The 23,994-nt window shown below is 69.4% G+C and carries 27 protein-coding genes; 12 read left to right on the top strand and 15 right to left on the bottom strand.

Features of this window, described 5'->3' with window-relative positions:
- Positions 1-101: 101 nt before the first annotated feature.
- Positions 102-788 (top strand): SRPBCC family protein, encoded by a 687-nt coding sequence (locus J4573_RS42595; protein ID WP_208261857.1) that lies wholly within the window; start codon positions 102-104, stop codon positions 786-788.
- A 99-nt stretch (positions 789-887) separates the two neighbouring features.
- Here J4573_RS42595 and J4573_RS42590 read toward each other — a convergent pair whose 3' ends face one another.
- Together J4573_RS42590 and J4573_RS42585 are read right to left on the bottom strand one after the other, a co-directional pair.
- The gene (locus tag J4573_RS42590; RefSeq protein WP_243774457.1) at positions 888-1,748 is read right to left on the bottom strand and encodes an AraC family transcriptional regulator; all 861 of its coding nucleotides are present in this window, start codon (positions 1,746-1,748) and stop codon (positions 888-890) included.
- A gap of 202 nt (positions 1,749-1,950) precedes the next feature.
- On the bottom strand, positions 1,951-2,799 hold the full coding sequence (locus tag J4573_RS42585; protein ID WP_243774456.1) for a SigB/SigF/SigG family RNA polymerase sigma factor: 849 nt from the start codon (positions 2,797-2,799) through the stop codon (positions 1,951-1,953).
- Between the two features lie 653 nt (positions 2,800-3,452).
- Between J4573_RS42585 and J4573_RS42580 the strand changes: the two genes are divergently transcribed.
- Entirely contained in the window at positions 3,453-4,418 is a 966-nt protein-coding gene (locus tag J4573_RS42580; RefSeq protein WP_307797351.1) for a Ppx/GppA family phosphatase, read from the top strand.
- A gap of 29 nt (positions 4,419-4,447) precedes the next feature.
- On the opposite strand, the gene J4573_RS42575 is transcribed toward J4573_RS42580, so the two are convergent.
- On the bottom strand, positions 4,448-5,665 hold the full coding sequence (locus tag J4573_RS42575; RefSeq protein ID WP_208261853.1) for an FUSC family protein: 1,218 nt from the start codon (positions 5,663-5,665) through the stop codon (positions 4,448-4,450).
- Positions 5,666-5,784: 119 nt separating this feature from the next.
- Here J4573_RS42575 and J4573_RS42570 point away from each other — a divergent pair, with 119 nt between their 5' ends.
- Entirely contained in the window at positions 5,785-6,321 is a 537-nt protein-coding gene (locus J4573_RS42570; RefSeq protein WP_208261852.1) for a ferritin-like domain-containing protein, read from the top strand.
- Positions 6,322-6,327: 6 nt separating this feature from the next.
- Here the strand turns inward: J4573_RS42570 and J4573_RS42565 are convergent, their stop codons facing one another.
- The 6 genes from J4573_RS42565 to J4573_RS55700 form a co-directional block, all read right to left on the bottom strand.
- Complete coding sequence (locus J4573_RS42565) at positions 6,328-7,038, bottom strand: SigB/SigF/SigG family RNA polymerase sigma factor (RefSeq protein WP_243774455.1); 711 nt, start codon at positions 7,036-7,038, stop codon at positions 6,328-6,330.
- A 207-nt stretch (positions 7,039-7,245) separates the two neighbouring features.
- Entirely contained in the window at positions 7,246-8,175 is a 930-nt protein-coding gene (locus J4573_RS42560; protein ID WP_208261850.1) for a sigma-70 family RNA polymerase sigma factor, read from the bottom strand.
- Positions 8,176-8,305: 130 nt separating this feature from the next.
- The gene (locus J4573_RS42555) at positions 8,306-9,331 is read right to left on the bottom strand and encodes a chemotaxis protein CheB (RefSeq protein ID WP_208261849.1); all 1,026 of its coding nucleotides are present in this window, start codon (positions 9,329-9,331) and stop codon (positions 8,306-8,308) included.
- 335 nt (positions 9,332-9,666) lie between these two features.
- The gene (locus J4573_RS42550; RefSeq protein WP_208261848.1) at positions 9,667-10,131 is read right to left on the bottom strand and encodes an SRPBCC family protein; all 465 of its coding nucleotides are present in this window, start codon (positions 10,129-10,131) and stop codon (positions 9,667-9,669) included.
- 99 nt (positions 10,132-10,230) lie between these two features.
- Positions 10,231-11,037, bottom strand: coding sequence for an MBL fold metallo-hydrolase (locus J4573_RS42545; protein WP_208261847.1), 807 nt, complete (start codon positions 11,035-11,037; stop codon positions 10,231-10,233).
- A gap of 27 nt (positions 11,038-11,064) precedes the next feature.
- Complete coding sequence (locus J4573_RS55700) at positions 11,065-12,237, bottom strand: family 2 encapsulin nanocompartment cargo protein terpene cyclase (RefSeq protein WP_208261846.1); 1,173 nt, start codon at positions 12,235-12,237, stop codon at positions 11,065-11,067.
- A gap of 463 nt (positions 12,238-12,700) precedes the next feature.
- Between J4573_RS55700 and J4573_RS42535 the strand changes: the two genes are divergently transcribed.
- The 7 genes from J4573_RS42535 to J4573_RS42505 all read left to right on the top strand — a co-directional run bounded on the left by J4573_RS42535 (position 12,701) and on the right by J4573_RS42505 (position 16,613).
- Positions 12,701-13,237, top strand: a complete 537-nt coding sequence (locus J4573_RS42535; RefSeq protein ID WP_208261845.1) for a hypothetical protein — start codon at positions 12,701-12,703, stop codon at positions 13,235-13,237.
- Positions 13,238-13,297: 60 nt separating this feature from the next.
- The gene (locus J4573_RS42530) at positions 13,298-14,269 is read left to right on the top strand and encodes a threonine ammonia-lyase (RefSeq protein WP_307797349.1); all 972 of its coding nucleotides are present in this window, start codon (positions 13,298-13,300) and stop codon (positions 14,267-14,269) included.
- A gap of 106 nt (positions 14,270-14,375) precedes the next feature.
- Positions 14,376-14,843 carry a winged helix DNA-binding protein gene (locus tag J4573_RS42525; RefSeq protein WP_208261843.1) on the top strand — a complete coding sequence of 156 codons (468 nt, stop codon included), beginning with the start codon at positions 14,376-14,378 and terminating at the stop codon, positions 14,841-14,843.
- 122 nt (positions 14,844-14,965) lie between these two features.
- Positions 14,966-15,376 carry a hypothetical protein gene (locus J4573_RS42520; protein ID WP_208261842.1) on the top strand — a complete coding sequence of 137 codons (411 nt, stop codon included), beginning with the start codon at positions 14,966-14,968 and terminating at the stop codon, positions 15,374-15,376.
- Between the two features lie 74 nt (positions 15,377-15,450).
- The gene (locus J4573_RS42515) at positions 15,451-15,771 is read left to right on the top strand and encodes an NIPSNAP family protein (RefSeq protein ID WP_208261841.1); all 321 of its coding nucleotides are present in this window, start codon (positions 15,451-15,453) and stop codon (positions 15,769-15,771) included.
- Between the two features lie 256 nt (positions 15,772-16,027).
- Positions 16,028-16,339, top strand: coding sequence for a hypothetical protein (locus J4573_RS42510; protein WP_208261840.1), 312 nt, complete (start codon positions 16,028-16,030; stop codon positions 16,337-16,339).
- Positions 16,340-16,373: 34 nt separating this feature from the next.
- A complete protein-coding gene (locus tag J4573_RS42505) occupies positions 16,374-16,613 on the top strand; it encodes a WhiB family transcriptional regulator (protein ID WP_372443007.1) in 240 nt (79 codons plus the stop codon).
- Between the two features lie 105 nt (positions 16,614-16,718).
- Here J4573_RS42505 and J4573_RS42500 read toward each other — a convergent pair whose 3' ends face one another.
- From J4573_RS42500 to J4573_RS56835, 5 genes are all read right to left on the bottom strand, one after another.
- Positions 16,719-17,612, bottom strand: coding sequence for a TauD/TfdA dioxygenase family protein (locus tag J4573_RS42500; RefSeq protein ID WP_208261839.1), 894 nt, complete (start codon positions 17,610-17,612; stop codon positions 16,719-16,721).
- Between the two features lie 35 nt (positions 17,613-17,647).
- Positions 17,648-18,472 (bottom strand): ABC transporter permease, encoded by an 825-nt coding sequence (locus J4573_RS42495; protein WP_208261838.1) that lies wholly within the window; start codon positions 18,470-18,472, stop codon positions 17,648-17,650.
- Positions 18,469-19,272 (bottom strand): ABC transporter ATP-binding protein, encoded by an 804-nt coding sequence (locus J4573_RS42490; RefSeq protein ID WP_307797348.1) that lies wholly within the window; start codon positions 19,270-19,272, stop codon positions 18,469-18,471. Before J4573_RS42490 ends, J4573_RS42495 begins: the two co-directional genes overlap by 4 nt.
- The gene (locus J4573_RS42485; RefSeq protein ID WP_208261837.1) at positions 19,269-20,291 is read right to left on the bottom strand and encodes an ABC transporter substrate-binding protein; all 1,023 of its coding nucleotides are present in this window, start codon (positions 20,289-20,291) and stop codon (positions 19,269-19,271) included. The genes J4573_RS42490 and J4573_RS42485 overlap by 4 nt, the downstream gene beginning before the upstream one ends.
- 201 nt (positions 20,292-20,492) lie before the next feature.
- The gene (locus J4573_RS56835) at positions 20,493-20,573 is read right to left on the bottom strand and encodes a putative leader peptide (RefSeq protein WP_372443008.1); all 81 of its coding nucleotides are present in this window, start codon (positions 20,571-20,573) and stop codon (positions 20,493-20,495) included.
- Positions 20,574-20,752: 179 nt separating this feature from the next.
- Here J4573_RS56835 and J4573_RS42480 point away from each other — a divergent pair, with 179 nt between their 5' ends.
- Positions 20,753-21,997, top strand: a complete 1,245-nt coding sequence (locus J4573_RS42480; RefSeq protein ID WP_208261836.1) for a glycosyltransferase — start codon at positions 20,753-20,755, stop codon at positions 21,995-21,997.
- Positions 21,998-22,054: 57 nt separating this feature from the next.
- On the opposite strand, the gene J4573_RS42475 is transcribed toward J4573_RS42480, so the two are convergent.
- Entirely contained in the window at positions 22,055-22,627 is a 573-nt protein-coding gene (locus J4573_RS42475) for a CGNR zinc finger domain-containing protein (RefSeq protein ID WP_208261835.1), read from the bottom strand.
- 102 nt (positions 22,628-22,729) lie between these two features.
- On the opposite strand from J4573_RS42475, the gene J4573_RS42470 reads away from it, so the two are divergent.
- The gene (locus tag J4573_RS42470) at positions 22,730-23,896 is read left to right on the top strand and encodes an epoxide hydrolase family protein (RefSeq protein ID WP_208261834.1); all 1,167 of its coding nucleotides are present in this window, start codon (positions 22,730-22,732) and stop codon (positions 23,894-23,896) included.
- The last annotated feature ends 98 nt before the right edge of the window (positions 23,897-23,994 follow it).

Genomic DNA, 23,994 nt, shown 5'->3' with positions numbered 1-23,994 from the left:
AGTCAGCGCGGGCGACACCCTGGGGCTCGGCCGCTGGTGGGGCAACCTCCCGCTGATCCGCCGATTCCCCGTCCTCAAGTGACCTCGAGGAGGGCCGAAAAGTGAAGCGCTACCCCGTCTTCCTGGGCGTTCTCGCCGTCGGCTGGTACGCCGTGCTCGTTCGGCCGCAGCTGCTCCGCTGGGGAGCCACGGCCGACGAGGCCGCCGAGATCTACCCCGGCGACGAGCTCGTGCCGGACGCGAGCGAGCAGACCACGATGGCCGCGACGCTGCCCGCGCCGCCCGACCAGGTGTGGCCCTGGCTGGTCCAGATGGGCCACGAACGCGGCGGCTGGTACAGCTGGGACCGGCTCGACAACGCCGGTCACCCCAGCGCCGAACGGATCGACCCGGACTGGCAGGAGCTGAAGGCCGGCGAACGGCTGATCACCTCGCCCAGCGGCAACTCCTGGTTCACGGTCGCGGTGCTCGACCGGCCCCGGACGCTGATCCTGCGCGCGGACCTGCAGATCCCGAGCGGCCGCCCCTTCGATCCGCGCGGCGTCTACCCGCCCGCCTACACCGAGGGGATCTGGGCGTTCCACCTGCGGCCCACGGCGGAGGGCGGCACGCGCCTGGTCGTACGAACGCGAGGCCGCGGGCGCCCGCGCATCGCCGACCGGCTGGCCGCCTACCTGTTCGGCGAGCCCGCCCACTTCATCATGCAGACGCGCCAGTTCCAGAACCTCCGCCGTCGCGTTCGGCGCGCGCAGGTGGAGCGCCCCGATCGGCTCAGCGCCCTCCCCTAACCATCGTCCAGCGCAACCGGCCCCTGACCTCGCCAGAGGTAGAGGCCGGTGCCATATCCGGGCCGGCGTGCAGGGCCCGGCTTGGCGTGCAGAGTCCGGCTAGGCGTGAAGGGTTCGGCTCGGCGGGCAGCCGTAGACCTCCTGGTAGGTGGTGGCGAACCGGCCGGGATGGTGGAAGCCCCAGCGGGTGGCGATGGCGGTGACGGTGGTGTGCTCGCCCTGGGCGGCCACGAGGTCGGCGTGCGCGGCGACCAGGCGGACGCGGCGCAGGTAGGCCATCGGGGTGGTGTCCAGGTGCTGGCGGAAGCCGTACTGCAGCGCACGGGTGCCGACCTTCGCGGCGGCCGCGATGTCGGCCAGCGTGATGGCGGCGTCCGCGTGATCGTCGATGAACGCCGCCGCCCGGCGCACCGTCTCGGGCTGTGCGGCGGTCTGGTCCCGTTCGTCGGCGTGGGCCTGGTCGGGGAACGCGGTGAGCACGCTCGCGGCGAGGAGCTGAGAGGCGGCGGAGACGATCAGAGGAGAGCCCGCGAGCTCGGGATCCTGGAGGACGCCGCGCAGGTAGGCGATCGTCTTCACCAGGTTGTCGGCCGCCGCCTTGGAGACGGGCCGGTGGCCGCCCAGGTCGATCGGCTCGGCGAGTTCCTGCCCGGCGACCTGGGCCAGCAGCGCGGGGTCGAGCATGATGATGTCGTAGCACGAACGCCGGATCTCGCCCTTGTAGGGCTTGTCGGGCGGCGTGAAGAGCACGGTGTCTCCCGGCCCGAAGACCTCCTCGTCCTGGCCGGCGACCTGCTGGGCGATCGTGCCCGACGAGACCGTGCACAGGCATACCTTGCCGAGCGGATCGACGTCGTAGCTCATGGCGTAGTCGAGGTTCAGCCGGTCGATGCTGACCTGGCCGAGAATGGCGCGCCGAACGCGGGTGGCAGGGCGTTCGGTGTCGCCTTGAATACGCATCGTGGCGTAGTGTTCACTCAGGAACGCTTCGGTCTCACCGAGATCGTGGCTCTCGAACAACAGCGTTTCCATGGCGCACCTGCTCTTCCACCCCTGGTGTAGAAAGCACGTCGCCAGCGGGGCATGTCACGGCGAACGGCCATAAAGCATGCCCTGCATTCCCTCCAGTGGAAGACCAAACCACCGTTGGACGAGACCTCGGTCACTCTTCTCTGAGCAGTCCCTCGCGAAGTTGGGTGAGAGTGCGTCTGAGCAGCCGCGATACGTGCATCTGCGAGCAGCCGAGCTCGGCGGCGATCTCCAATTGTGTCTTGTTGCCGAAGAACCGCAGCAGCACGATCGTCCGTTCACGCTCGGGCAGCGCGTCCAGCAGCGGGGCCAGGGCCTCGCCGTCGATGAGGTTCTGCATCGCCACGTCCTCCCGCCCGAGGGTGTCCCCGAGCGTGATGGCGCCGTCCTCATCGCTGAGGGGAACGTCGAGCGAGTCGGGGTTGTAGGCGTCGGCGGCGACGAGCACCTCCACCGCCTCCTCCTCGGTGACCTCCAGGAGGACCGCGACCTCGGCGATCGTCGGAGAACGGCGATGGTCGCGGATGAACTCCTGCGTGACGACCTTCAGCTGCGAACGCAGCTCCTGGAAGCGGCGCGGCATGTGGATCGCCCAGGTCTTGTCCCGGAAGTGCCGCTTCACCTCTCCGTGCATCGTCGGGTACGCGTAGCGCAGGAAATGGTCCCCTAAGTCGGGGTTGTAGTTGTTGATGGCTTTCACCAGGCCCAGGTAGGCGGCCTGTTGGAGGTCCTCCAGCAGCTCACCCCGCTGCGTGTAGCGGCGGGCGATGCTGCGCACGATCGGGGTGTAGAACTTCGCCAGCTCGTCCCTGATCTCCAGGCACCGGCCCTCACCGGTACCGGGGGCGTTCAGCTCCCTGAGCAGTTCCTCGGCACGGCCGTCTTCGTACCGGCCGTCCCCTCGGCTGCCGGGAGGCTTGTCGGTACGGCTGCCTGCGGCCTCTTCCGGCGGTCGCGCGACCTGGATCGGAGTTGTCGTCAATGGCGCCACCCTCTCGCGGATGTAGGGAACATGTGTTCCCCAACTGTCTCCGCGGATGCGCACTCGCACAGCGCACAAAGCGCACAACGACCCCCGGCTGTGGCCAGAAAACGAAGTTTGGTACGCCGTAGCGTCCATGACCAAGCCCCTGGTCGCAGCCGGTAGTCGTCCCGGCACGTCAGACCGCTCGTGGCAGAGCCACGATTCGCTCAGTGCGGGCGATGCTTGGGGACGTGACGGTTATCGCGTCCTGACAGGAGCGCCGATTCCAGATGCTGCATGAGGATCAGGAGGAGCAGTCCTCCGATGGGCAGCAGCAGGGTTGCGAAGATCGATCTCACCTCCCAGCGAGTGAGGTGAACGGCCAGGCCTGCAGGCGCACCCCCCAGGCCTCGCCCGGCCCGGCCGTTCGACCACCTCGTGAGCGCCAAAGGCACCCACAATGGGGCGGCTACCCACGCCACGCCCCTCAAACATGGGCGTGACCATGTCTTTCGCGTGAGTGCGGGGGCCCCGGCGCGGCCGCAGTTTGAGGGCCGCAGGCGGGGTAGCGGGGGCGCATGCGCATTGGTGTCCTGGACGTCGGGTCGAACTCTGCCCAGTTGCGGATCGCGGATCTCCTCCCTGGGCGGCCTCCTGAGTCGTTTCAGGCGGTGAAGGTGCCGGTCGGCCTGGCCGAGGCCACCGATCGGCGGGGAGTGATCGACGACGCGGCGATCGGCGGGCTGATCAAGGCCGTTCGCGAGGCCGTGGTGGCGGCCGAGGCCGCCGGAGCCGAGGAGCTCATCCCGTTCGCGACGGCCGCGGTGCGCGATGCCGCGAACGGCGCGGAGGTCGTGGCGGAGGTACGGGCGGCCACCGGTGTCGCGCTGGAGTTCATGGACGGTGAGCGGGAGGCGCGGCTGACGTTCTGCGCGGCTCGCAGCTGGTACGGCTGGTCGGGCGGACCGTTGCTGCTGGCCGACATCGGCGGCGGCTCGATGGAGATCGCCTACGGCAGCGCCGAGGCACCCGAGTTCGCCGTGTCGCTTCCCCTCGGGGCGGGCCTGCTGACCCGTCATCATCTGGACGACCGCGCCCCGGTGAAGAGGAAGCGCTGCGAGGCCCTGCACGCGCACGTCCACGACGTGCTCGCCCACGTCGTGGACGAGCTGGCAGGCCGGCCCGCGCCGGTACGTGCGGCCGCGACGTCCAGAACGTTCTTCCAGCTGGCGCGCCTGTGCGGTGCCCCCAAAAGCGGCAAGGGCCCGTACGTCTCCCGCACCCTGGACCGCGACGACCTGAAGCAATGGATCCCCGAGCTGGCCGCCCTCACGGCGAAGCGCCGGGCCGAACTCCCCGGCATCAAGGCCTCACGAGCACACCAGATCCTTGCCGGTGCGGTCGTCGCCCACGCCACGATGGAGGCGCTCGGCCTGTCCCGCTGGGAGATCTGCCCGTGGGCGATCCGCGAGGGCGTCATGCTGGAACGCCTCGCAAGGCTCGCTCAACCCGCCGAGACCTCTCCACCCCTATTGGCGTTCACCGGCCGGCCGGCGCCCGGCGTCAGGCTCACCCCGCAGCTGCGCAACAACGCCCGCCGCGGCGCCCTGCACGTAGTGAGCAGCCGAACGCCCTGAAGACGCGGCACGAGGCGCGGGATCACGGATCACACGTGAGACTCCTGGCCGAGGCCTGACAAGAGACGGTCGACCTCGATCAGGAGGGCGCCGTAGATGAGCGAGCCGTCGACGTCGAACTCGGCGGACCGCAGCCGTTCGTGCAGGCCGGACTGGCGCAGCCGGGCCTCTTCGACCGCGCCGAGCAACGGATCGGGCGGGTCGGGGTCCAGACGTTCGGTCTCGAAGGCCCGCACGACCGCGGCGGCATGGTCGAGGACCTCGGCGTAGAAGGCGACGAAGCGCGGGTCGGGGCCCGGCATGTCGCTCTCGGCGGCGTCGATCAGCGTCCGGCAGATGCCCTGGGTCTGCTTGGTCACGATCTCCAGGGGGAGCAGCGCGGAGTGGAAGTCGCGCCATCTGGGACGGCGCGGGTTGAGGCGCATGCTCTCGTACCCCCAGCCGACCGCCGACCACGCGTCCTGAACGAGGCGGCCGGTGTGTTCGGCCTCGCGCAGCCAGGACCGGGCCTCCTCGGCTCCCCATGCGCCGCGCAGGCCGTCGGCGATCTCCTTCAGAAGCTCGGCCAGCTCGTCGGCGACCGCGCGGATCGACGCCCACGCGCTCCGCAGGTGAACGGGAGGGAACACGACCGCGTTGACGACCACGCCGACGAGGACTCCGAGGCCCGTCTCGGCCAGCCGGGACAGCAGCTCGGCGGGTTCGGGAGCGCCGGTCGTGAGGACGAACACGGCGGTCAGCGGGGCGTAGATGCCCTGGTCGCCCATGCGGTCCCAGTACATCAGCGGCGCCGTCACGGCCAGGACGAGCGCCAGCGCGAGCGTGCGGTCGCCGGTCACCAGATGCCCGCCGGCCGCCGCCAGCAGGCCGATGACCACCGTGAGGACCTGCTGCATCCCCTTGATCACCGACTGGTAGACGGTCGCGTGGACCATGACGAGCGCGACCCAGGGCGCCAGGAACGACATCGGCGCGTTCAGCCACTCGTAGGCGATCAGCCAGGCGAGCAGCGCCGCCCCGGCCGACTTCATGGCCTGTATGAGCAGGTCGCGGTCGCGGCCGGGCCCTTCGAACGCCCGCCGCAACGACCGCAGCGACGGGCGCAGCGAGCGCCACGATCCCAGCGAGCGCCATGACCCCAGCGAGCGCCACAGCCCCGGCGAGCGCCACAGCCCCGGCGAGCGCCACGATCCCAGCGCCCGCAGCGGCCGCCATGGCCGCTGCCGGGCGAGCGTTGAGAGCCTCATGGGCCCCGCCTGCCCGTCGAAACCGCGGACGAACATGCCAGGTCACCTGATTGAAAGCCGCTCTGCGGGTAGCAGCCAAGGTCAAGGGGCATTCCACGCAGGATCCACGGAGGAGCGACATGGCCGACGACAGCTTCAGCATCGATGTGAAGGCGATCCGCGAGCGCGCCAGGCAGAAGATGAACGAGGGCCCGGTCACCGATTCCTACGGCCTGGAGACCAAGGAGGTCATCGACGTCCTGAACGACGTGGTGGCGACCGAGATCGTGTGCTGGACGCGCTATGCCCAGCACGCGATCGCGGCGACCGGCATCGACCGGGCGCAGGTGGCCGCGGAGTTCAGCGAGCACGCCGAGGAGGAGCGCGGGCACGCGATGCGCGCCGCCGAGCGGATCAGCCAGCTCGGCGGGCAGCCGGACTTCAACCCGGCGACGCTGGCCGAGCGCTCGCACACGACCTACGAGACGTTCTCCGACGACGACCTGAAGGGCATGCTGCGCGAGAACCTGGTCGCCGAACGCATCGTCATCGAGACCTACCAGGAGATCATCCGCTGGCTCGGTCACCGGGACCCCACGACCAGGCGGCTCCTGGAGGGCATCCTGGCCGAAGAGGAGGAGCACGCCGACGACATCCTCGACCTGCTCGGTGGCTAGCGGCCTCTAGGCGAGGAGCCCTCGGCGGAGCTGAAGCAGCGTGCGCTGCAGCAGCCGGGAGACCTGCATCTGCGAGATCCCGATCTGCTCGGCGATCTGGCACTGCGTCTTGTTGCCGTAGAAGCGCAGCAGCAGGATGGTCCGTTCCCGCCGGGGGAGCGCGTCCAGCAGCGGGGCCAGCGCTTGCAGGTCGACGACCTTCTGCAGGGCCCGGTCCTCCGCGCCGACGATGTCGCCGAGCAACTCGCCGTCCTCGCCGCTGATCGGCGCGTCGAGTGAGGCCGGGCTGTAGGCGTCCGACGCGATGATGGCCTCGGTCGCCTCCTCCTCGGTCACTCCGAGGACGGTGGCGATCTCCGCCGGTGTGGGTGAACGGCTGTGCTCCTGCGTGAACTGCCTGGTGGCGACGTTGAGCTGCGAACGCAGTTCCTGAAGCCGGCGCGGCATGTGCACGAGCCAGGTCTTGTCCCTGAAGTGCCGCTTGAGCTCGCCCAGCATGGTCGGAATGGCGTAGCGGACGAACTTGTCGCTCCGGCGCGGGTCATAGCCGTTGATGGCCTTGACCAGGCCGAGGCAGGCGGCCTGTTCGAGGTCCTCCATCGGCTCGCCGCGATTGGCGTAACGGCGGGCGATGCTCCGTACCATCGGCGCGTGCAGTGTGGCGAGCCGTTCGCGGATCTCTTCGCGGCGCTGCGAGCCGATGTCCGCCTCGTTCATCTCGCTGAGCAGGCCTTCGGCCAAACCGTTGTCGAACCGCTCGTCTCGCCGCCTGAATCTGCCGGAAACGGTAAGCGATCGCGCGGGTAGTTTTGCACTCATTTTAAGAGCGCCCCCCTCTTCTCCCTAGCCTTCCCGTTTCGGGTGCGCAGAACCCGCGCTGACCAGGCCCGATCGGCTGCATCGCCCTTCGCGGAGGGGGTTCGGCTAGCTGAGGAGTGGTTCGCGATCGGCCCGATCACGGAGCCTGTTCAGGGCCTGATTGTGGAGTTGGCGTACGCGCTGGCGGGTGAGGCCGAGAAAGTCGCCGATCTCCTTGAATCCATGCGCGCGGCCGTCGTTCAGGCCGTAATGCAGGGTGAGGAGCAGGGCCTCGCGGGACGGGAGACGGCGGACGCGCGCACGGATGTCGCGCCGGAGGTCCTGGAGCTCGATCTCGCCGGCGACGTCCTCGGCGTCGGCGAGCATGTCGCCGTAGGTGGCCTCGCCGTCCTCGCCGAGAGCGGCGTCCAGGCTGATCGGCTCGCGGGCCAGGCGGCGCAGGGTCTTGACCTTGCCCACCGAGTGCCCGGCCTCCGCCGCGAGTTCCTCGTCCGTCGGCGCCTCACCCGTACCGGCGAGGTTGCGTTCGATCCGCGTCAGCCGCATGAGGTCGTCCACCACGTGCACGGGAAGCCGGATGATGCGGCCCTGACCGGACAGGCCGCGCCCGATCGCCTGGCGGATCCACCAGGTGGCGTACGTGGAGAACTTGAAGCCCTTGGTGTAGTCGAACTTCTCCACGGCGTGCATGAGTCCGAGGTTGCCCTCCTGGATGAGGTCGAGGAGCGGCATCATGTGCTGCGGGAACTTGCGGGCGAGCGACACGACCAGGCGCAGGTTGGCCCGGATCATGTGGTCCTTGGCGCGGTGCCCGTCCCGCGCGACCTCCGCGAGCTCGGCACGGCTGATCGTCGTTTCGGTGGCGCCGCCGGTCTCCAGCAGGTGCTCGGCGTACACGCCGGCCTCGACGCGCCGCGCGAGCCGGACCTCGTCCTCGGCGGTCAGCAGCGGAATCCGGGCGATCTCGGCGAGATACTCGCCCAGCGGATCCGGCCGGCCGTCCGGCACGCGCAGTACGGCCTGGTGAACGTTCATAGGGCTTGCTTCCACATGATCGGCGTCCGCTGAAGCGCCTCCCCTACCCGGCGCGTCAGAGGACAATCACAACGAATCGATCACACGGCGATCACACGGCCCGGCGGCCGCTGGATCGAGCGGCGACGTCCTATCCCGTGGCCAGAAACTTCCGCATGATCAGCTGGGCGGCCGTGGCGGCCTCGTCCGCCTTGGCGGAGAACTCTCTGTGGAGTAGCTGGTGGCCGCGCTCGGCGGCGCCGCCCGCCATCCGTGCATGCACGGCGGCCTTCTCCTGCAGAACGCTCACCGCCTTCCACAACGCGGTCTCCACGCCTTCGCCCTGCGCGGCCGCCAACGTCTGCGGAGAGAAGGCATGGCCGACGTGACAGCGGTAGTGCACGGCCCTCTGCGTCTCGATCACGTTCATGCCGCCCCCGCAGTCAGGGCAGCCGAGGCCGGCGGGGACGCCAGGGTCCCGGCGCAGCCCCGCCCTGCCTGGAGGGCCGCCGGCGTTCATCTCCGTCTCCACGATCAGATCCTCATCGGGTAGTGCGGTCACATGTCCCGCCACACCGGCCAGCTCCGTGATCAGCTGCCCCAGCTCGCCGGACTCGCCGACGGCCGCGCCCGGAACGTTCACCCGCGCGGCCGCCGGCATGCCGCCGAACTGAGCCTCGCCGGGATCCTGCACCAGCACGGCACCGCCCTGCGCGGCGATCGTCGCGGCCCCGACGGCGCCGTCGTCCAGCGTCCCCGAGAGCACGACGCCGATCACCCGCGGCCCGCGCCAGCGCGCCGCCGAACGGAACAGCGGATCGACGGCGGGCCGGACCCGGTTGATCCGTGGCCCCCGTACGACCCGCATGATCTCGGTGGGCGAACCGTTGCCGAGGTCGGAGCCCTCGCGGCGGTCGATGAGCAGATGGTGGTCGGGCCGGGCGATGTAGATCCGCCCCGCCCGTGGCTCCTCGCCGTCCGTGGCCTCCTCGGCCGGGAACGGCCCGGCTCTGCTGAGCAGCGCGGCGAGCGTGCCGGTCGATGAGGCCGCCGTGTGAAGGACGACGAGAACGGCGACGGGCAGTTCCGCCGACAGGCCCGCCACCAGTGCCTTCAACGGTCCCACCGAACCGGCCGACCCGCCGATCACCACCAGGTCCCTGGCAGTCGAGTCCATTGTCATCGCGCTCCGCAGGCAGGCCTGGCTGCGGCCGCGTCGCTCGTGTCGTTCAGTGTCGTGTCGTTCAGTGTGCTGAAGATGTTCATCATCTGGGCCCTCCCCGGGGCCGGGGCGGAACGACCAGACCGTGCGCGCACCCCCAAGTCCTCGCCCGGTCCGGCCGTTCGACCACCATGTGGCGCCACTGGCGCCCACGAGCGGCCTGCTACCCGCGCCACGGCCCTCAAACCTCTGGGCGGTCGGTCGAACTGTCTCGAACTGTCTCGATCTGTGTCGGTCGTACTGTCTTGAACGGTCGAACGGTCGAACGGTCGATCGGGGGTCAGGGGCGATCAGGCCGTGGGGTCCTGGCCCACTTCGCCGCGCCACGCGCCGGTCTCGCCGCCCTTGGCCTCGATGTACTCCTTGAACCGCTTGAGATCGCCCTTGACCCGCGTCTCCACGAGCTTCAGCGCGTCGCCGGCCTTCTCGACCGCGCCCTCGGGGGCGAACTCCATCTGCAGCATCACGCGCGTGTGCCCGGGCGTCAGGTGGTGGAACGTCACGACGCCCGCCTGCCGCGGCCGATCGACCGAGGTCCAGGCGATGCGCTCGTCGGGCAGCTGCTCGGTGATCTCGGCGTCGAACTCCCGCTTCACCCCGGCGACGCTGGTCTTCCAGTGCGTCCGGGTGTCGGTGACCTGATCGATCTCGTCGACGCCCTCCATGAAGCGCGGGAACTCCGTGAACTGCGTCCACTGGTTGTAGGCGGCGCGGACCGGAACGGCCACGTCGATCGCCTGCTCAATCGTGCTCATGTCCGATTCTCCTTTCGGCCAAGAGCGCCCCCTGCCCGAGCCGCCCCAACAAAAACAGGTACTGCTCAGACACTCATAGGTGGAGATTTCCCCGGTGCGTCAGTCGTCGTCGAGGGCGAAGTCGAGATAGCGGTCCGCGGAGCGCCGTACCGCGGCTTCTCCATCGGTCTCGATGACCTTCTTCCACCAGGCGCCGTACACACGGTCGAAGCGGTAGGGCTCCATCAGCTGGAGCGCGCGCCGGATCGTGCGCGGTCGCTCGGGGATGAAGTTGGGGTAGCTGTACATGAAGCTGACCCAGCGCCGGTCGTTCACCACCGTGAAGATGTCCCCGGAGAAGAGAGCCCCGCGGCTGTTCTCGGCGTCCTGCCAGTGCAGCACCTGGCCGCCATCGAAATGGACACCCGCGTTGATGAGGGTCAGGCCGTCGGCGATCTGGTGCGTGTCGCCGCTCCAGAACCGCACCGCCTCGTCGGGACGCGCGATCCACTGGCGGTCGGCCTCATGGATGTAGACGGGCGCGTCGAAGGCGTGCGCCCACTCGATCATCGAGCCGTAGAAGTGCGGATGGCTGATCGCGATCGCGGAGAGCCCGCCGAGCGCGTTGATCTCCGCGATCAGGTCGTCGTCGATGTAGGTGATCATGTCCCACAGCACGTTGCCCTCGGGGTGCCGCAGCAGGAGGGCGCGCTGGCCGATGGCGGTGGACGGATCGGCGCCGACGCCGACGACGCCCGGCCCCTCCGCCTCGACCTTGCCCCGGTGACCTGCGGCCCGCAGCTCGTCGAGGCCGGTCCACCGCTGGCCGTCCCAGCCGACGTACTGCCGTTCGTCCTCGCAGATCGGGCAGTCCTCGCGCGGCTCGCCGTACTGCACTCCGCAGGTGACACAGATGGGACGGATCATGGACCCATTGTCCACACCCGCGTTCGGTCAGGGCTCGACGGCGTAGCGGGTGCCGACGAGGCCGGAGTGCCATTCGTGGTTGCCGCCGAGCCAGTTGGACAGGCCGGCGAGATACCGGGCGAGGACTGGATCCGTCGCCGCGAGCGGTGCGGCGAGCGCTTCGAAGGCGTCGACCAGCTCGTTGTGGACGTCGATGGCCTTCTGGAACGCCATGTGGATGTCGTAGCCCTCCTCGTCGGCGATCACGATCGGAAGGTTGTAGTGCAGCCGTTCGGTCGCCATTTCCTTCCGCAGCGAGTAGAGGTCGTTGAGGATGGTGGTGGCGTTCCCGGCGAGCGCGGTCGCCTTCTGCACGTCGGGGAGGGCGTAGACGTGCGCGGGCAGTTCGTAGCCGCCGACGGAGTCGGTGATGGTCAGGCAGGGCCGGAAGTTGTTGAACTGCCTCTGGACCAGGTACTCCCACACCGACGGGACCCGGCCCGTCTGCACGCAGGCGCCCTCGGCGTTGTAGCCGAGATACAGGTTGGCGACGTCGTGCCGGTAGCGCTGGGCCTGGGCCGGGGTGGCGATGCGTTCAAAATGGTCCATGGCCGAACGCATGGCCCGCAGCGCCGGATGCTCCCCGAGCGCCTGCTCGTACTGCCGCGCGTATCCCGGTGGCATATGGGCCGGATCGATTGCCGCCTGCGCGACGGCCAGGCGTGCTCCGAGCCCGTCGGGACTGCCGCCGTACTCCTCTTCGCAGAAGTAGTCGTCCACGGCGTTCTCACCGACCAGCAGCATCCCGGCCGCCACGAGATGCTCGAACGTGACGGCGTCCGGGTGGCACAGCATCACCGAACGGCCCGGATCGAACGCCAGGAGCTTCTCGCGCATCCCGGCGTCGTCGTAGAGATCGATCTCGTTCTCGGCCCAGTCCACCAGGCGTTCGTTCACCCGGTCGGCCAGCGCCCGGTCGTCGCGCAGGGCCGGCGGGCACCGCAGCCCCTTGATCTGCCGTTCCGGATCGCCGATCTCCGGAACGGAGCCGACCGCCTCCTCACGAACGGCGGTCAGCGCTCGCGCCGCTGAGGTACCCAGGCCTGTGGGCCCGCCCAGTACCGGTACCGAGCCGCGAGCCGACCGAACGACGTCCGGGTGCTTGAGGGATGTGAAGAGCCTGGTCGCAGCGTTCTCCGGTACGGAAGGACTGGAAGACACGAGCTGCAACCTCCGTGACGGGCCGGTCGAGCGGTCGGGGTCACCGTAGGCAAGCGGGCGCCACCCCGTACACCCGCATGCCAAGCGTGCAGCGCGGAGGCGACACACACCTGACCACCACGCCAAGGACAAACCCGACCTTCCGCCAATTCCGGGCCGTGCACAGTCCTTTTTGGATGGCCCTGGACACCATTTCTTCAGGGAAGTCGACCGGGCGTGGAGAAAACTGCAGGCCTGTCATGGGCCCTGCATCTCAAAGGCGACTTTGGTTGCTCTGTGTAGTCATCTCCCTGGACATGAAAAGCTCGAAGGTCGGGTCAGATTTCAAGACGTGCAGGTGAGGGGGTTGGTTGACTCTCCCTAATGTGACCTATCCCACACTGGAATTGGGAACTCTTAACTAGCCTGGCGATTCTTGGTCACGCTACGCTCCCGCCGATCTTCTCATCCCCCCAGGAGTAAGATGAACATCGATTTCAGTGCCGAGCCCATGTTCTCGTGGTACGTGGTGCTGCTGGCCTTTGCCGGCATCGTCATGCTGGGAATGGCGGCCATCGGCGGTGGCCAGTCCGTGTGGGTACGCGCTCTGGACACGGTCTTCGGCATCGGCTTCGTCGGCTACGCCGTGTACCTCGGCTTCATCTTCACCGGCGGCACGTACGTGATCTTCTTCAAGGCCTTCTTCGTGCCGGTCTTCCTGTTCATCGGCTTCGTGAAGTCCCTCGCCAACCGGCGTGGCCAAGCCCAGACCTACGCTCCGGGCCGGCAAGCGTTCCAGCAGCAGCCTTACGGTCAGCCGGCACCCGGCGAGGCCTATGGTCAGCCGGCGCCAGGCCAGCCTTACGGTCAGACGCCAGGCCAGCCCTACGGTCAGGCCGCTGGGCAGGCCTTCAGCCCGGCGCCCGAGCAGGCGACCGGCCAGGCGTTCGGCCAGACGCCGGGCCGGCTGCCAGGCCAGGCGACCGGTCAGGCGCCGGGCCAGTTGCCGCCGCCGCAGTAGCCGCCCTGCGGGGACCGAGGCCTGCCGGGCCTGGAGACGCCTGAAGTACGCTGCATGATCGTGCAGGAGACGCGCCTCGACACCGCCCGGATCCGGGCGGCTCGCCAGGTCATCGACCCGATCTTTCTCGACACTCCGCTGTATCGCTGTGAGGCGCTGGAGCCCGTCCTCGGGTGCGCGGTGAGCGTCAAGCTCGAAACGGCGAACCCGATCCGCAGCTTCAAGGCCCGCGGCACGGAGGTCGTCGCGAGCGGGCTCGCCGCCAACGGCTCGCGGGCCGTCGTGTGCGCCAGCGCGGGCAACCTCGGCCAGGCCCTCGCCTGGTCCGGGCGGGGCCGTGGGCTGGAGGTCACCGTCGTGGCATCACGGCACGCGACGGTGGCCAAGCTCGAGCGCATCCGCGCGCTGGGCGCCGAGCTTGAGCTGGTGGACGGCGACCACGAGCTGGCGCGCGAACGCGCGGCGGCCATCGCCCGGGACCAGGGCATCCGGCTGGTCGAAGACAGCCTGGACCTGGAGACCTGCGAGGGTGCGGCGACCATCGGCCTGGAGCTGGTGGACGCCCTGCCCTCGTTCGACGCCGTCCTGATCGCGCTGGGCGGCGGGGCCATGGCCACCGGCGTGGGGCATGTCGTGAAGTCCCACGCTTCCGACGTCGAGGTGATCTGCGTTCAGCCTGCGGGCGCTCCGGCGATGACGCGCTCCTGGCGTGAGCATCGCGTCGTCAGCACCGACTCGGCCGACACCATCGCCGACGGAGTCGCCGGTCGCCATCCCATCCCGGAGGTCCTGGACGATCTCCTGCTGGTCGCCGACGACGCCGTCCTGGTCCAGGAGGCTTCGATCGTCACCGGCATGCGGATGCTCCTCGACCACGCGGGCCTGATCGTCGAGCCCTCGGCCGCGCTCGGCATCGCCGCGATCCTCGAAGACCGTGAACGTTTCGCCGACCGGCATGTGCTCACCATCATCTGCGGCAGCAACGTCGACATGGACGCCTATCACCGCTGGATCGGCCCAGCCCCCCAATAGCCCTCACCCGAGATTCCTCGGTTGACCTCAAGTTTGCTCGAGGTTTTACGGTCTCGTCATGACCTGCACGGGATGCGGGCACGGCACTAAGAGACCAGGAGGGACCATGACCAACCAGCGGATGTCCGACGCCGCACTGGCCGGGCAACCGGCCGCGTACTGGACCGGGGTCGCCTATGAGGCGCTCATCGCGTTCATCCGGGCACGGCAGGCCGAGAAGGGTTACACCCAGCCTCAGTTCTGGCTGCTGCGCAATCTCTCGGTGAACGACATCTCGCCCGATGGGCACGGGATGACTCTTGCCGAGTTGCGGGAGGCCATGGCCTCCTACATCCGGGCCGAGGACGATGTGGCGGCGGAGTCCGCGGTGCTCCTGGAACGCGGCTGGCTGAGGCGGGACGCCGAGGACCGGCTGTGGCTCACCGACGAAGGTGAACGGGCCCGAGTCGACTTCGCGAGCCACGCACCCGCGGTCCGGGCCGCTCTCCATGAGGGCATCGACGATGCCGACTACGTGACCACGGTGAAGGTGCTCCATCAGCTGATCCGCAACGCGGGCGGGACGGTCGGCTGAGGCCGCTCCTTCGTCAGAGACCGGCAAGATCGTCCGCCGCCCGGACCCGTAGTCAAACGATCTTGGCCGCTGCTACCGTGCCTCCGGCACAACTCGTGCATGGATGTACGAAACGGAGACTCATGCGCACGTCACAGCGGACGACGGCCATCGCGCTCAGCGCTCTGGGCATGGCCGCGGCAATGGTGTCCGTGACCGCTCCGGCCCACGCGGCCACGACGCCGAGCGGGGCCTGCGGCAGCGGCTACTACCAGATCGACCACCACGCCCTCGGCTCGGTGGCCGACATCTACCTGTTCTACAACGGATCCAGCAACTGCGCCGTCACCTGGGTGCGGAGCCCGAACGGGACCAGGACGTACGACCTGCGGGTGAACATCGAGCGCAAGAGCGACCTCAAGGAGGCCTCGGACGGCGGCTACTACAAGTATTACGCCGGCCCGGCCAAGCTCAGCGCCGCCAACACCTGCGTCTCGTGGGGCGGCTCCGCGGAGGGCATCCGCTGGGCGTCCGGCTGGACGCACTGCGGCTGATCGCTGAACGCCCCGAGGGTGCGCGGTCATCGAGCAAACTCACGACCGCGCACCCCTCCGCCTAGCATGGCGGCATGATCACCTGCGTGGTTGATTACCAGATCGATCCGAGCAAGCTCGACGACTTCGAACGCTTCGCCCACGCCTGGATGGAGCTGGTGGAACGGCACGGCGGCGTTCACCACGGGTACTTCCTGCCGGCCGAGGGCGCCAGCGACGAGGCCCGCGCGCTGTTCAGCTTCGACAGCCTGGCGGCCTACGAGCAGTACCGATCCCGGTTCGGCTCCGATCCCGACTTCATCGCCGCCGACCAGATCCGCGACCAGAGCGGCTGCGTCCTGCGCTACAACCGCACGTTCATGCGCCCCCTCCTGCCGTCGCGCGTTCGCCCCTGACGGCACCCAGACAGCCGAGGGCACGCCCTGAAGCCGGCTGTTTCGTCCTGGTGGCTGGGGCAGGGGCTGGGAGAGAAACGTTCGCCCGACGTCGGCAACACAGGGGCGCTGGCGACCTCGGCTTCATCGCGCGGGGCATCGCAGGCCAAAATAAGTCAAAACCACGTTAGGACTCACTCAGTCGGGAACTACGACTGTTATTGCAGGCATATCGAGGGGAGTCATTATGACTGCCGAAAGCCTTGTCGGAACTCGCATGACGGGGGACGACGGCGTGGAGTTGGGCGTCATCGAAGAAGTCTTTGACGATGACGTGAAGCACAAGCCTGAATGGGCGCTGGTGCGCAGCCGGGAGTCGGGGGACGACCACCTCGTTCCCGTGGGCGCCAGCGAGATGGTGGACGGGACCTGCCGCGTTCCGTACACGGCCGAGAAGGTCGCGGCCGCGCCGTCGCTGAACACCGCTGACCAGCACATCTCGCCCGAGCAGGAGGAGCTGCTCCGCAGCCACTACGGCATCGGTGTGATCACCACGACCTGGGCGGCAGGGTCGTCGGCCGAAGAGTGATCCGAAGACGGGAGAAGAGAACAAGAGATAGGCGATGGCGATCGCGATGGACTCCTGGGTCGACTATGCGCGATGCCGGTCCGCGGATCCCGAACTGTTCTTCCCGATCGGCCCCGATGAATTGGCGGCCGCGAAGACGTTCTGCCGTCGTTGCCATGTGCGCCAGGCGTGTTTGGACTTCGCGCTGGACACCGGCCAACGTCACGGCGTGTGGGGCGGACTGGACCAGGACGAGAGACGCCGCCTGCGAAGGCGGGCCCGGCGGGCCGCCTGACGCGCGCGTCTCAGAAGGGTGAACGTGGGGCCGCCAACGCTGGAGGCGGCCCCACGTTCACCCACGTTCAGAAGACGAGCTCCCGGTCGCCGCGGTGAATGGCGGTCAGGCGGTGAGAACGGCGGGTTCCTGAGGGGAGTAGTGGGCGGCCTCGTCGCCCTCGATGATGTAGCTGGTGTCGCCGTTGATGCCGGTGGGGGCGTCGCCCGCGACGGTGACGCGGTGGAGGCGGCGGGGCTGGTCGCCGTAGTCGTCGGGGGCGTAGTGCTGGGTGATGCGGTTGTCGAAGAGGACCAGGTCGCCCGGGTTCCACTGGACGCGCAGGATGTTCTCCGGGCGGGTCACGTAGGCCTGGAGCAGGCGCAGGATGTCGCGCGACTCCGTTCCGGAGAGGCCGACGATCTTCTGGGCGAATCCGCCGATGAACAGGCCGCGTTCGCCGGTCTCGGGATGGACGCGCACCACCGGGTGGGCGGTCTGGTAGCGGCGGGACGTGAAGACCTGGCGGTATTCGGCGGCCTTGCCGTGGTTGGTGCGGGGGAGCGCGTAGTCGTAGTCGTTGGTGTGAACGGCCCAGAGCCCGTCGGCGAAGTCGCGCAGGACGTCGGGGAGGTCGGCATAGGCGGCCGCTGAGTTGGCGATGAGAGTGTTCCCGCCGGACGGAGGGACGACCAGTGCGCGCAGCGTGCTCAGCTTCGGCGGGGTGCGGACGAAGGTGACGTCGGTGTGCCAGGTGTTGGAGCGGATACCCTCCTCGCCGTCCACCGGGAGGATGTCGGGCTGGCCATCGACCGACGGGACGGTCGGGTGGGCGCGGGTCAGCGGGCCGAACCGGGAGGCGAAGCGCAGCTGGCCCTCGTCGTCCAGCCCGGCGTCCCGGAACACCAGGACGCGGTGCTTCAGCAGTGCGGCGTTGATCTCGTCGAGGGGCAGGGCGTTCGGGTCGGCGCCGGTGTACTCGGCGCCGATGCGGCCGCCGATCGGGCGGGGGTCGGACATGGTTCTCCCTTGTCAGCGCGCTGTCGGCGCAGTCGTTAGCGGACGGTCGGGTCGGCGAAGCGCAGCAGGAGCCGCAGCAGGCCGTCGAAGGCGAAGCCCAGGACCGCGATCTCGGTGATCCCGGCGAAGATCAGCGGGGTCTGGAGGTAGTTGCCGGCCTGGAGGATGAGGTAGCCGACGCCGCCGGTGGCGGCGATCATCTCGGCGGCGATGATGGCGGTCCAGGCGCCGCCCATCGCGATGCGCGTGCCGGTGATGACGGCGGGGACGGCGGCGCGCAGCCGTACGTGCAGCATCGTGTGCACGGGCGAGGCGCCGAGGCTGCGGCTGGCGTTCAGCAGGTCGGCGGGGACCGCGTCCAGCGCGCCCAGCGTCGCCACGGTCACGATCGGCAGCACGCCGAAGAAGATCAGCGCGATCTTCGAGGTCTCGCCGATGCCGAACCAGACGACCAGCAGCGGGATGAACGCGATCGGCGGCAGCGGCCGCATGATGCCGATGATCGGGTCGGCGAGCTCGCGGATCACCCGGACGCCCGCCATCGACGCGCCGAGGAGCAGCCCCGCGGCGGTGCCGAGCAGGAAACCGGCGAGGATGCGGCCGGTGCTGATGAGCGCGTCCTCCAGCAGCGTCTTGCCCTGCACCTCGGGATAGGGCTTGGTGACGTACTCGGCGAGGGTGCGGGCGGTCTCGGACACGGTCGGCAGCGTGACCGTGTCGCCGACGATCCGCGCCGCGATCTCCCACACCAGCAGGGCGAGGGCGAGCGCGCCGGCGCCCGTCCAGAGCCTGCGGTACGAGCGGCGCCGGCGAGGCGCGGCGGTGGTCGCGTTCGCCGGTGGAGCCTGGGTCGCGGTCATCTCTCCAGCGCCTCTCTGATCCGCCGCTTGGCCTGCACGAACGCGAGCGTCTCGGTGTCGTCGTAGGAACGCGGCCGGGGCAGGTCGATGTCGAGGACCTCCTTGGTGCCGCCGGGCGGGGCCGACAGCACGCACACCCGGTCGCCGAGCAGCGTCGCCTCCTCGACGTCGTGGGTGACGAACACGATCGTCGTGCGGCGCCGCTGCCACAGCTCCAGCAGGAAGCGCTGCATGCCCGCCCGGGTGATGGCGTCGAGCGCGCCGAACGGCTCGTCCATCAGCAGCACGCCGGGATGGTTGATCAGCACGCGGGCGAACGCGGCCCGGTGCCGCATGCCGCCCGACAGCTCGTGCGGGTAGGCGTCGCGGGCGTCGGCGAGCCCGACGGTCTCCAGCAGCTCGGCGGCCTCGTCCCGCACCGCGGGCGTGAGATCGCCGCGCGCCTTCGGCCCGTACAGAACGTTCTGCCAGGTGGTCAGCCACGGGAACAGGTTCGGCGTCTGGAACAGGACGCCGCGATCGTGGCCGGGCGCGGTCACCGGCCGCCCGCCGACCAGGACCTCGCCGGAGTCGGCGGTGATGAACCCGGCGAGGATGTTGAGCAGCGTGGACTTGCCGCAGCCCGACGGGCCGAGGAGGCAGAGGAACTCGCCCGGCCGCACGTCCAGGCTCACCCCGTCGAGGGCGGTGCGGCCCGCCTTGCGACCCGCCTTACGGCGGCTGAAGGTCTTGCGTACGTCCCGCAGCCGTACGGCCGTCGGCTGGTCGGTGATCGGCGGGCTCTCGGCGACGGCGCTCACTTGCAGCCTCCGGCCTGGGCCTTGTCCCAGAACGTCGGGTCGATGTGCGCGGCGATCTGCTCGGGGGAGGGAACGCTCTTCGCCCGGCCCTGCGTGACGAGGAACTGTGCGGTCAGCTTGAAGTTCTGGGCGAGCTTGCCGGACGCCGCCGTTCCGTCCGGCCCCTTCAGCCACGCGCCCTCTTCCGCCGTCGGAACGTACGGATAGCTCTTGGTGGCGGCGATCGCGTCCGCGGGCTTCACGCCGAGGAACTTGGTCGCGGGCGTGACGTACTTCTCGACGTCCGGCCCCTTCACGAGGGTCTGCGCCTTGGAGACCTGGCAGACCAGGTTCTGCACGACGTCGGGGTGCTGCTTGGCGTAGGCGGAGGTGACGGCGAGCAGGTTGACGGCGGCGTACCCGAGCTTGGCGACGTCGGCCGAGGTGACCAGGACCTTCGCCTTGTGCTTTTGCAGTTCGAGCAGGAACGACCGGCTGATGTAGACGGCGTCGATCTTTCCGGCCTTCCAGGCCGCCGCTTCGGCCGCCTCGCTGGCGAAGCTGGCGATCTGTACCTTGCCGGTGAGCTTCTGCGATTCCAGCCAGCCCCGCAGCTGGAAGTCCAGGGTGGAGCCGACCAGCACGCCCACCTTCGTCAGCTCGCCGGGCGCCTTGATCTTGTCGTGCACGGCCAGCCCGGACGCGTCGATGCTCTCCACGAACACCGCGCGGACGTCGGTCCCGTTGGTGAACGCGCCGACGAACGGCGGGTTCCCGACGCCGGACACGAACGGGAAGGCCCCGGCGCGCAGCTGGGACATGCCGGCGACACCGCTGTCGATGGGGTGCAGCTGGATCTTGCCGGGCACCTTCGAGGCGAGCTCGGGATTGCCCGCGACGACCGCCTCGGGCCCGGCGACCGCGCCCTGGAAGTAGCCGATCTTGAAGTCAGCGGCGGAGCCCTTCGCGGACGCCGCGCATCCGGCGAGAGCGAGCGCGAGGACGGCGGCTCCCGCCGCGCGGTATCTGTTCTTGAGCATGATGAAGCTCCTGGAGCACGGGTTGGGCAATGCCTCGATGGGCGGCGCCTCGATGGGCGGCGCCTCGATGGGTGGCGCGCGAACGTGGGCCGGTACGGACAGCGGCGGGAGGCCTGGGGGGTGCCTGAGTGATGCTTGGGTGGCGCCCGGGCAAGCGGCCTGGGCGGGTGGCCTGGGTGGGCGGCCTGTTGGAACGGGCGTTCAGATCGCCCGACAGCCCGCGGCCGTGACGCGGCGCAGGTCGACGTGACGTCGCCGGACTAGGGCGAACCGGACTCGCATGCCCGTATGAGATCACGCGAGGTTCCGTCTATGCAACTATTCCTACCGATTTAGTCAGAAATCGGAGTGCGGTACGTCACTCAAGGTTTGGTTTTGGGCGTAGCGGGTTAGTGATGGGGGTGAGTGGGTGTCTATGACGCAGATACCTCCAGGTGATCTTGTGTACCCGGAGGAGTGTCATGAACGGCCCCCTGAACATCGCTCTTGTTTCCGCCACCGACGTCGACGGTGATGACGGCTCCGCGATCCACGTTCGCGAGCTGGCGCGTGCGCTGGCCGCCCCGAACGGCGATGGACAGCAGGAACGGCAGGTCGCGGTGTACACGCGCCGCCAGGACGAGGCGGCGGGTTCATGGTCGCGGCTGGGCTCCGGCGCCACTCTCTACCGCTTGGACGCCGGGCCGGCCCGCCCGCTGCCCGACCAGGAACTCCTGCCGCACGTTCGTGAGCTGGCCGCGCAGCTGCGGCGCCGCTGGGCCGGTGCCTCCTCCAGGCCGGACCTCATCCACGCGCACGGCTGGATCGGCGGCCTGGCGGCGGTCGCCGCCGCCCGTGAGCTGGACATCCCGGTGGTGCACGGCTTCCATGGCCTGGGCATGACCGACCGCCGCGCCGGTCGCCCCGTTCACCCGGCCCGGGTCCGGCTGGAGCGGGCGCTGGGGCGTGACGCCGCCGCCGTGCTGGCCGCCACCGGCCAGGAGGCCGAGACCCTCGTCCGCATGGGGATCGCGCGGCCTCGGATCACGATCACCCCGACCGGTGTGGACGGTGAGCAGTTCGGCCAGACCGGGCCTGCCCTGCCGCGCGGGGACCTGGACCGTCTCGTGGTCGTCAGCCGCGACCTTGAGGACGCGGGCGTGACCTCCGCGATCCGGGCGCTGGAGCACATCCCCGGCGCCGAGCTGGCGATCGCCGGCGGTCCCGACCGCGAGGACCTGGACGACGACCCGACCGTGCACCGCCTGCGGATGCTGGCCAAGGAACTGCACGTCGCCGACCGCGTCATCTTCCTCGGCCTCATGCCGCGCAAGTCGCTGCCCCGGCTGCTGCGCACCGCCAAGCTCGCGCTGTGCCTGTCCCCGCGCCGATCGTCGGCGAGGGTCGCGCTGGAGGCGATGGCCTGCGGCGTGCCCGTCATCGCCGTCCCGACCGGCGCCGGCACCGACTGCGTGCTCGACAAGATCACCGGACTCCACGTGCCCGGCGACCGCGCCATGGTGATCGGCCGGGCCGTGCGGAACCTGCTGAACGAGGAGTCCGCCCTCACCGCCTACTCCATCGCCGCCGCCGACCGCGCCCACTCCCGCTACGCCTGGGACCGCATCGCCGCCGAGACCGCCCGCGTCTACGACAAGGTCCTCGCGCGGACGCCGGAGAGCGCTGCGGTGGTCGAGGTCGAGGAGCAGGAAGCCGTAACGGTCTAACGGACACCGGCTGACGGACACCAGTAGGGACTGGTCGCCGACGGACGAGCTGGAGCGTCAGTCGGCGACCAGTCCCTTCTGCTTGTTGGCGTTGAAGCGCGCCTTCTTCTGCCGGTTCCCGCACGTGTTCATCTCGCACCATCTGCGGGTGCGGCTCTGGCTGGTGTCGAAGAAGGCCGCTCGGCAGGTCGGCGATGCGCACAGGGCCAGCTTTCCGTCTCGTTCGCCCGAGATGATGTCGATCGCGTCGGCGGCGATCACGCTGAGGGCGTCCTCCACGGACGAAGCCGAGCTCAGGCGCCATTGCCGGGTGCCGTCGGGCGTCAGGATGGCCGCGGCCCGCCCCTGAACGCTGTAGTCGTTGATGACCTGGACAGCGGACGCAGGGAGCGGGTCTTGTTGCGCGGCCGCTGTCGCGGCGGCGTGGATCGACTCCCTCAGCTCCCAGGCGCGTTCGAGCTGGGCGGTGGTGCAGGACTCCACGGCGAGACCGCTCACCGTCAGCCAGTCGACGAGCCGCTGCGGTACGGGAATGCGCTCCACGGCGTCGCCATGACGTTCCGACAGGGTCCCCGTGAAGCTGGTCGCCAGCACCTTGCCGAGACGGAAGTCAGGGAACCGCTCACTCATGGAACCACCTTAGCCGGTTGCGCCTCGGCGTCGAGAATGTTAGAACCGTCTTAGATGGTTCTCGGCAGGTACGCGTCGGTTCCACGATGGCCAGGAGGGCGCATGACCAGCGACGTTCAAGCATTCGAAGCCCACTCGACCGACGCCGACCTCGACGATCTGCGTGCACGGCTGGCGGCGGCACGGCTGCCGGAGGCCGAGACGGTTCACCGCGCCGCGCCCGGCCCTGCCCGCTGGGACCAGGGCGTTCCGCTCGCCGATCTCGTGGACGTCGTGAACTACTGGCGCACCGGGTACGACTGGCGCTCGTTCGAAAAGCGCCTCAACGAGATCGGCCAGTTCCGCACGACCATCGACGGCCTGGCGATCCACTTCCTGCACCGCCGGTCCACCCGCGCGGACGCCACTCCGCTGATCTTGACGCACGGCTGGCCGGGCAGCATTGCCGAGTTCGTCGATGTCATCGACGAGCTGGCAGATCCGCAAGACGCGGACGCGGCGGCGTTCCACGTCGTGGCTCCCTCGCTGCCGGGTTTTGGTTACAGCGACAAGCCGACCACCACCGGGTGGGGGATCGAGAAGATCGCGGCCGCATGGGTGGAGCTGATGGGAACGCTCGGCTACGGCAAGTTCGTGGCCCACGGTGGCGACTGGGGAGGCGTGATCACCACGGTCCTGGGCGGCAGGTTCCCGGAGCACGTTCTCGGCATCCACACGACGACCGCGCAGGCACCTCCCGGGCTGACGACGGACGGGCTGACGAAGGCCGAACGCGCATGGGCCGAGGAGACCAGCGCCTTCTGGGGCGGTCCGCGCGCGGCGTACGCGAAGCAGCAGGCGTCCCGGCCGCAGACCATCGGCTACTCGCTCGTCGACTCACCCGTCGGGCTTCTCGCCTGGATCCTGGACAAGTTCGCCGAGTGGACGGACACCGAAGACGGCCCGTTCGAGACGATCTCCAGGGACCGCATCCTTGACGACGTCACCCTGTACTGGCTGACGCGGACCGGCGCCTCGGCGGCCCGCATCTACTACGAGAGCCACCTCTCGCTCGACCCCGAGCTTCGGGTCGACGTCCCGTCGGCGATCACCATGTATCCCCGCGACGTCGAGAAGTCTCCGCGCCCCTGGGCACAGGAGCGGTACCGGCAGATCGTCCGATGGAGGACGGCCGAAGCCGGGGGACACTTCCCGTCGCTGGAGGTCCCCGGGTACTGGGTCAAGGACCTGCGGGAAGGCCTCGCGGCAGTGCTGGCCGCCCACCCGTAGCGCGGCCGTCCCGGTAGCGCGGCCGTCCCGGTGACGCGGTCGCCCACCGGTAGCGCGGCTGCCCCGGTAGCGCGGCCGTCCCGGTGACGCGGCCGTCC

The organism is Actinomadura barringtoniae (assembly GCF_017573505.1).
GTDB lineage: Bacteria > Actinomycetota > Actinomycetes > Streptosporangiales > Streptosporangiaceae > Spirillospora > Spirillospora barringtoniae.
This window is presented reverse-complemented; position numbering and strand designations above follow the sequence as displayed.

Excerpts from the sequence above, each read along its gene's own strand:
- J4573_RS42485 (WP_208261837.1), bottom strand. The coding sequence starts at position 20,291 with ATGCTCAAGAACAGATACCGCGCGGCGGGAGCCGCCGTCCTCGCGCTC.
- J4573_RS42545 (WP_208261847.1), bottom strand. The coding sequence starts at position 11,037 with ATGATCCGTCCCATCTGTGTCACCTGCGGAGTGCAGTACGGCGAGCCG.
- J4573_RS42470 (WP_208261834.1), top strand. The coding sequence starts at position 22,730 with ATGACCAGCGACGTTCAAGCATTCGAAGCCCACTCGACCGACGCCGAC.
- J4573_RS56835 (WP_372443008.1), bottom strand. The coding sequence starts at position 20,573 with ATGCGAGTCCGGTTCGCCCTAGTCCGGCGACGTCACGTCGACCTGCGC.
- J4573_RS42510 (WP_208261840.1), top strand. The coding sequence starts at position 16,028 with ATGACGGGGGACGACGGCGTGGAGTTGGGCGTCATCGAAGAAGTCTTT.
- J4573_RS42500 (WP_208261839.1), bottom strand. The coding sequence starts at position 17,612 with ATGTCCGACCCCCGCCCGATCGGCGGCCGCATCGGCGCCGAGTACACC.
- J4573_RS42550 (WP_208261848.1), bottom strand. The coding sequence starts at position 10,131 with ATGAGCACGATTGAGCAGGCGATCGACGTGGCCGTTCCGGTCCGCGCC.
- J4573_RS42560 (WP_208261850.1), bottom strand. The coding sequence starts at position 8,175 with ATGAACGTTCACCAGGCCGTACTGCGCGTGCCGGACGGCCGGCCGGAT.
- J4573_RS42515 (WP_208261841.1), top strand. The coding sequence starts at position 15,451 with ATGATCACCTGCGTGGTTGATTACCAGATCGATCCGAGCAAGCTCGAC.
- J4573_RS42535 (WP_208261845.1), top strand. The coding sequence starts at position 12,701 with ATGAACATCGATTTCAGTGCCGAGCCCATGTTCTCGTGGTACGTGGTG.
- J4573_RS42570 (WP_208261852.1), top strand. The coding sequence starts at position 5,785 with ATGGCCGACGACAGCTTCAGCATCGATGTGAAGGCGATCCGCGAGCGC.
- J4573_RS42495 (WP_208261838.1), bottom strand. The coding sequence starts at position 18,472 with ATGACCGCGACCCAGGCTCCACCGGCGAACGCGACCACCGCCGCGCCT.
- J4573_RS42480 (WP_208261836.1), top strand. The coding sequence starts at position 20,753 with ATGAACGGCCCCCTGAACATCGCTCTTGTTTCCGCCACCGACGTCGAC.
- J4573_RS42555 (WP_208261849.1), bottom strand. The coding sequence starts at position 9,331 with ATGGACTCGACTGCCAGGGACCTGGTGGTGATCGGCGGGTCGGCCGGT.
- J4573_RS42565 (WP_243774455.1), bottom strand. The coding sequence starts at position 7,038 with ATGAACGAGGCGGACATCGGCTCGCAGCGCCGCGAAGAGATCCGCGAA.
- J4573_RS42520 (WP_208261842.1), top strand. The coding sequence starts at position 14,966 with ATGCGCACGTCACAGCGGACGACGGCCATCGCGCTCAGCGCTCTGGGC.
- J4573_RS42475 (WP_208261835.1), bottom strand. The coding sequence starts at position 22,627 with ATGAGTGAGCGGTTCCCTGACTTCCGTCTCGGCAAGGTGCTGGCGACC.
- J4573_RS42525 (WP_208261843.1), top strand. The coding sequence starts at position 14,376 with ATGACCAACCAGCGGATGTCCGACGCCGCACTGGCCGGGCAACCGGCC.
- J4573_RS42575 (WP_208261853.1), bottom strand. The coding sequence starts at position 5,665 with ATGAGGCTCTCAACGCTCGCCCGGCAGCGGCCATGGCGGCCGCTGCGG.
- J4573_RS42590 (WP_243774457.1), bottom strand. The coding sequence starts at position 1,748 with ATGCGTATTCAAGGCGACACCGAACGCCCTGCCACCCGCGTTCGGCGC.
- J4573_RS42505 (WP_372443007.1), top strand. The coding sequence starts at position 16,374 with ATGGCGATCGCGATGGACTCCTGGGTCGACTATGCGCGATGCCGGTCC.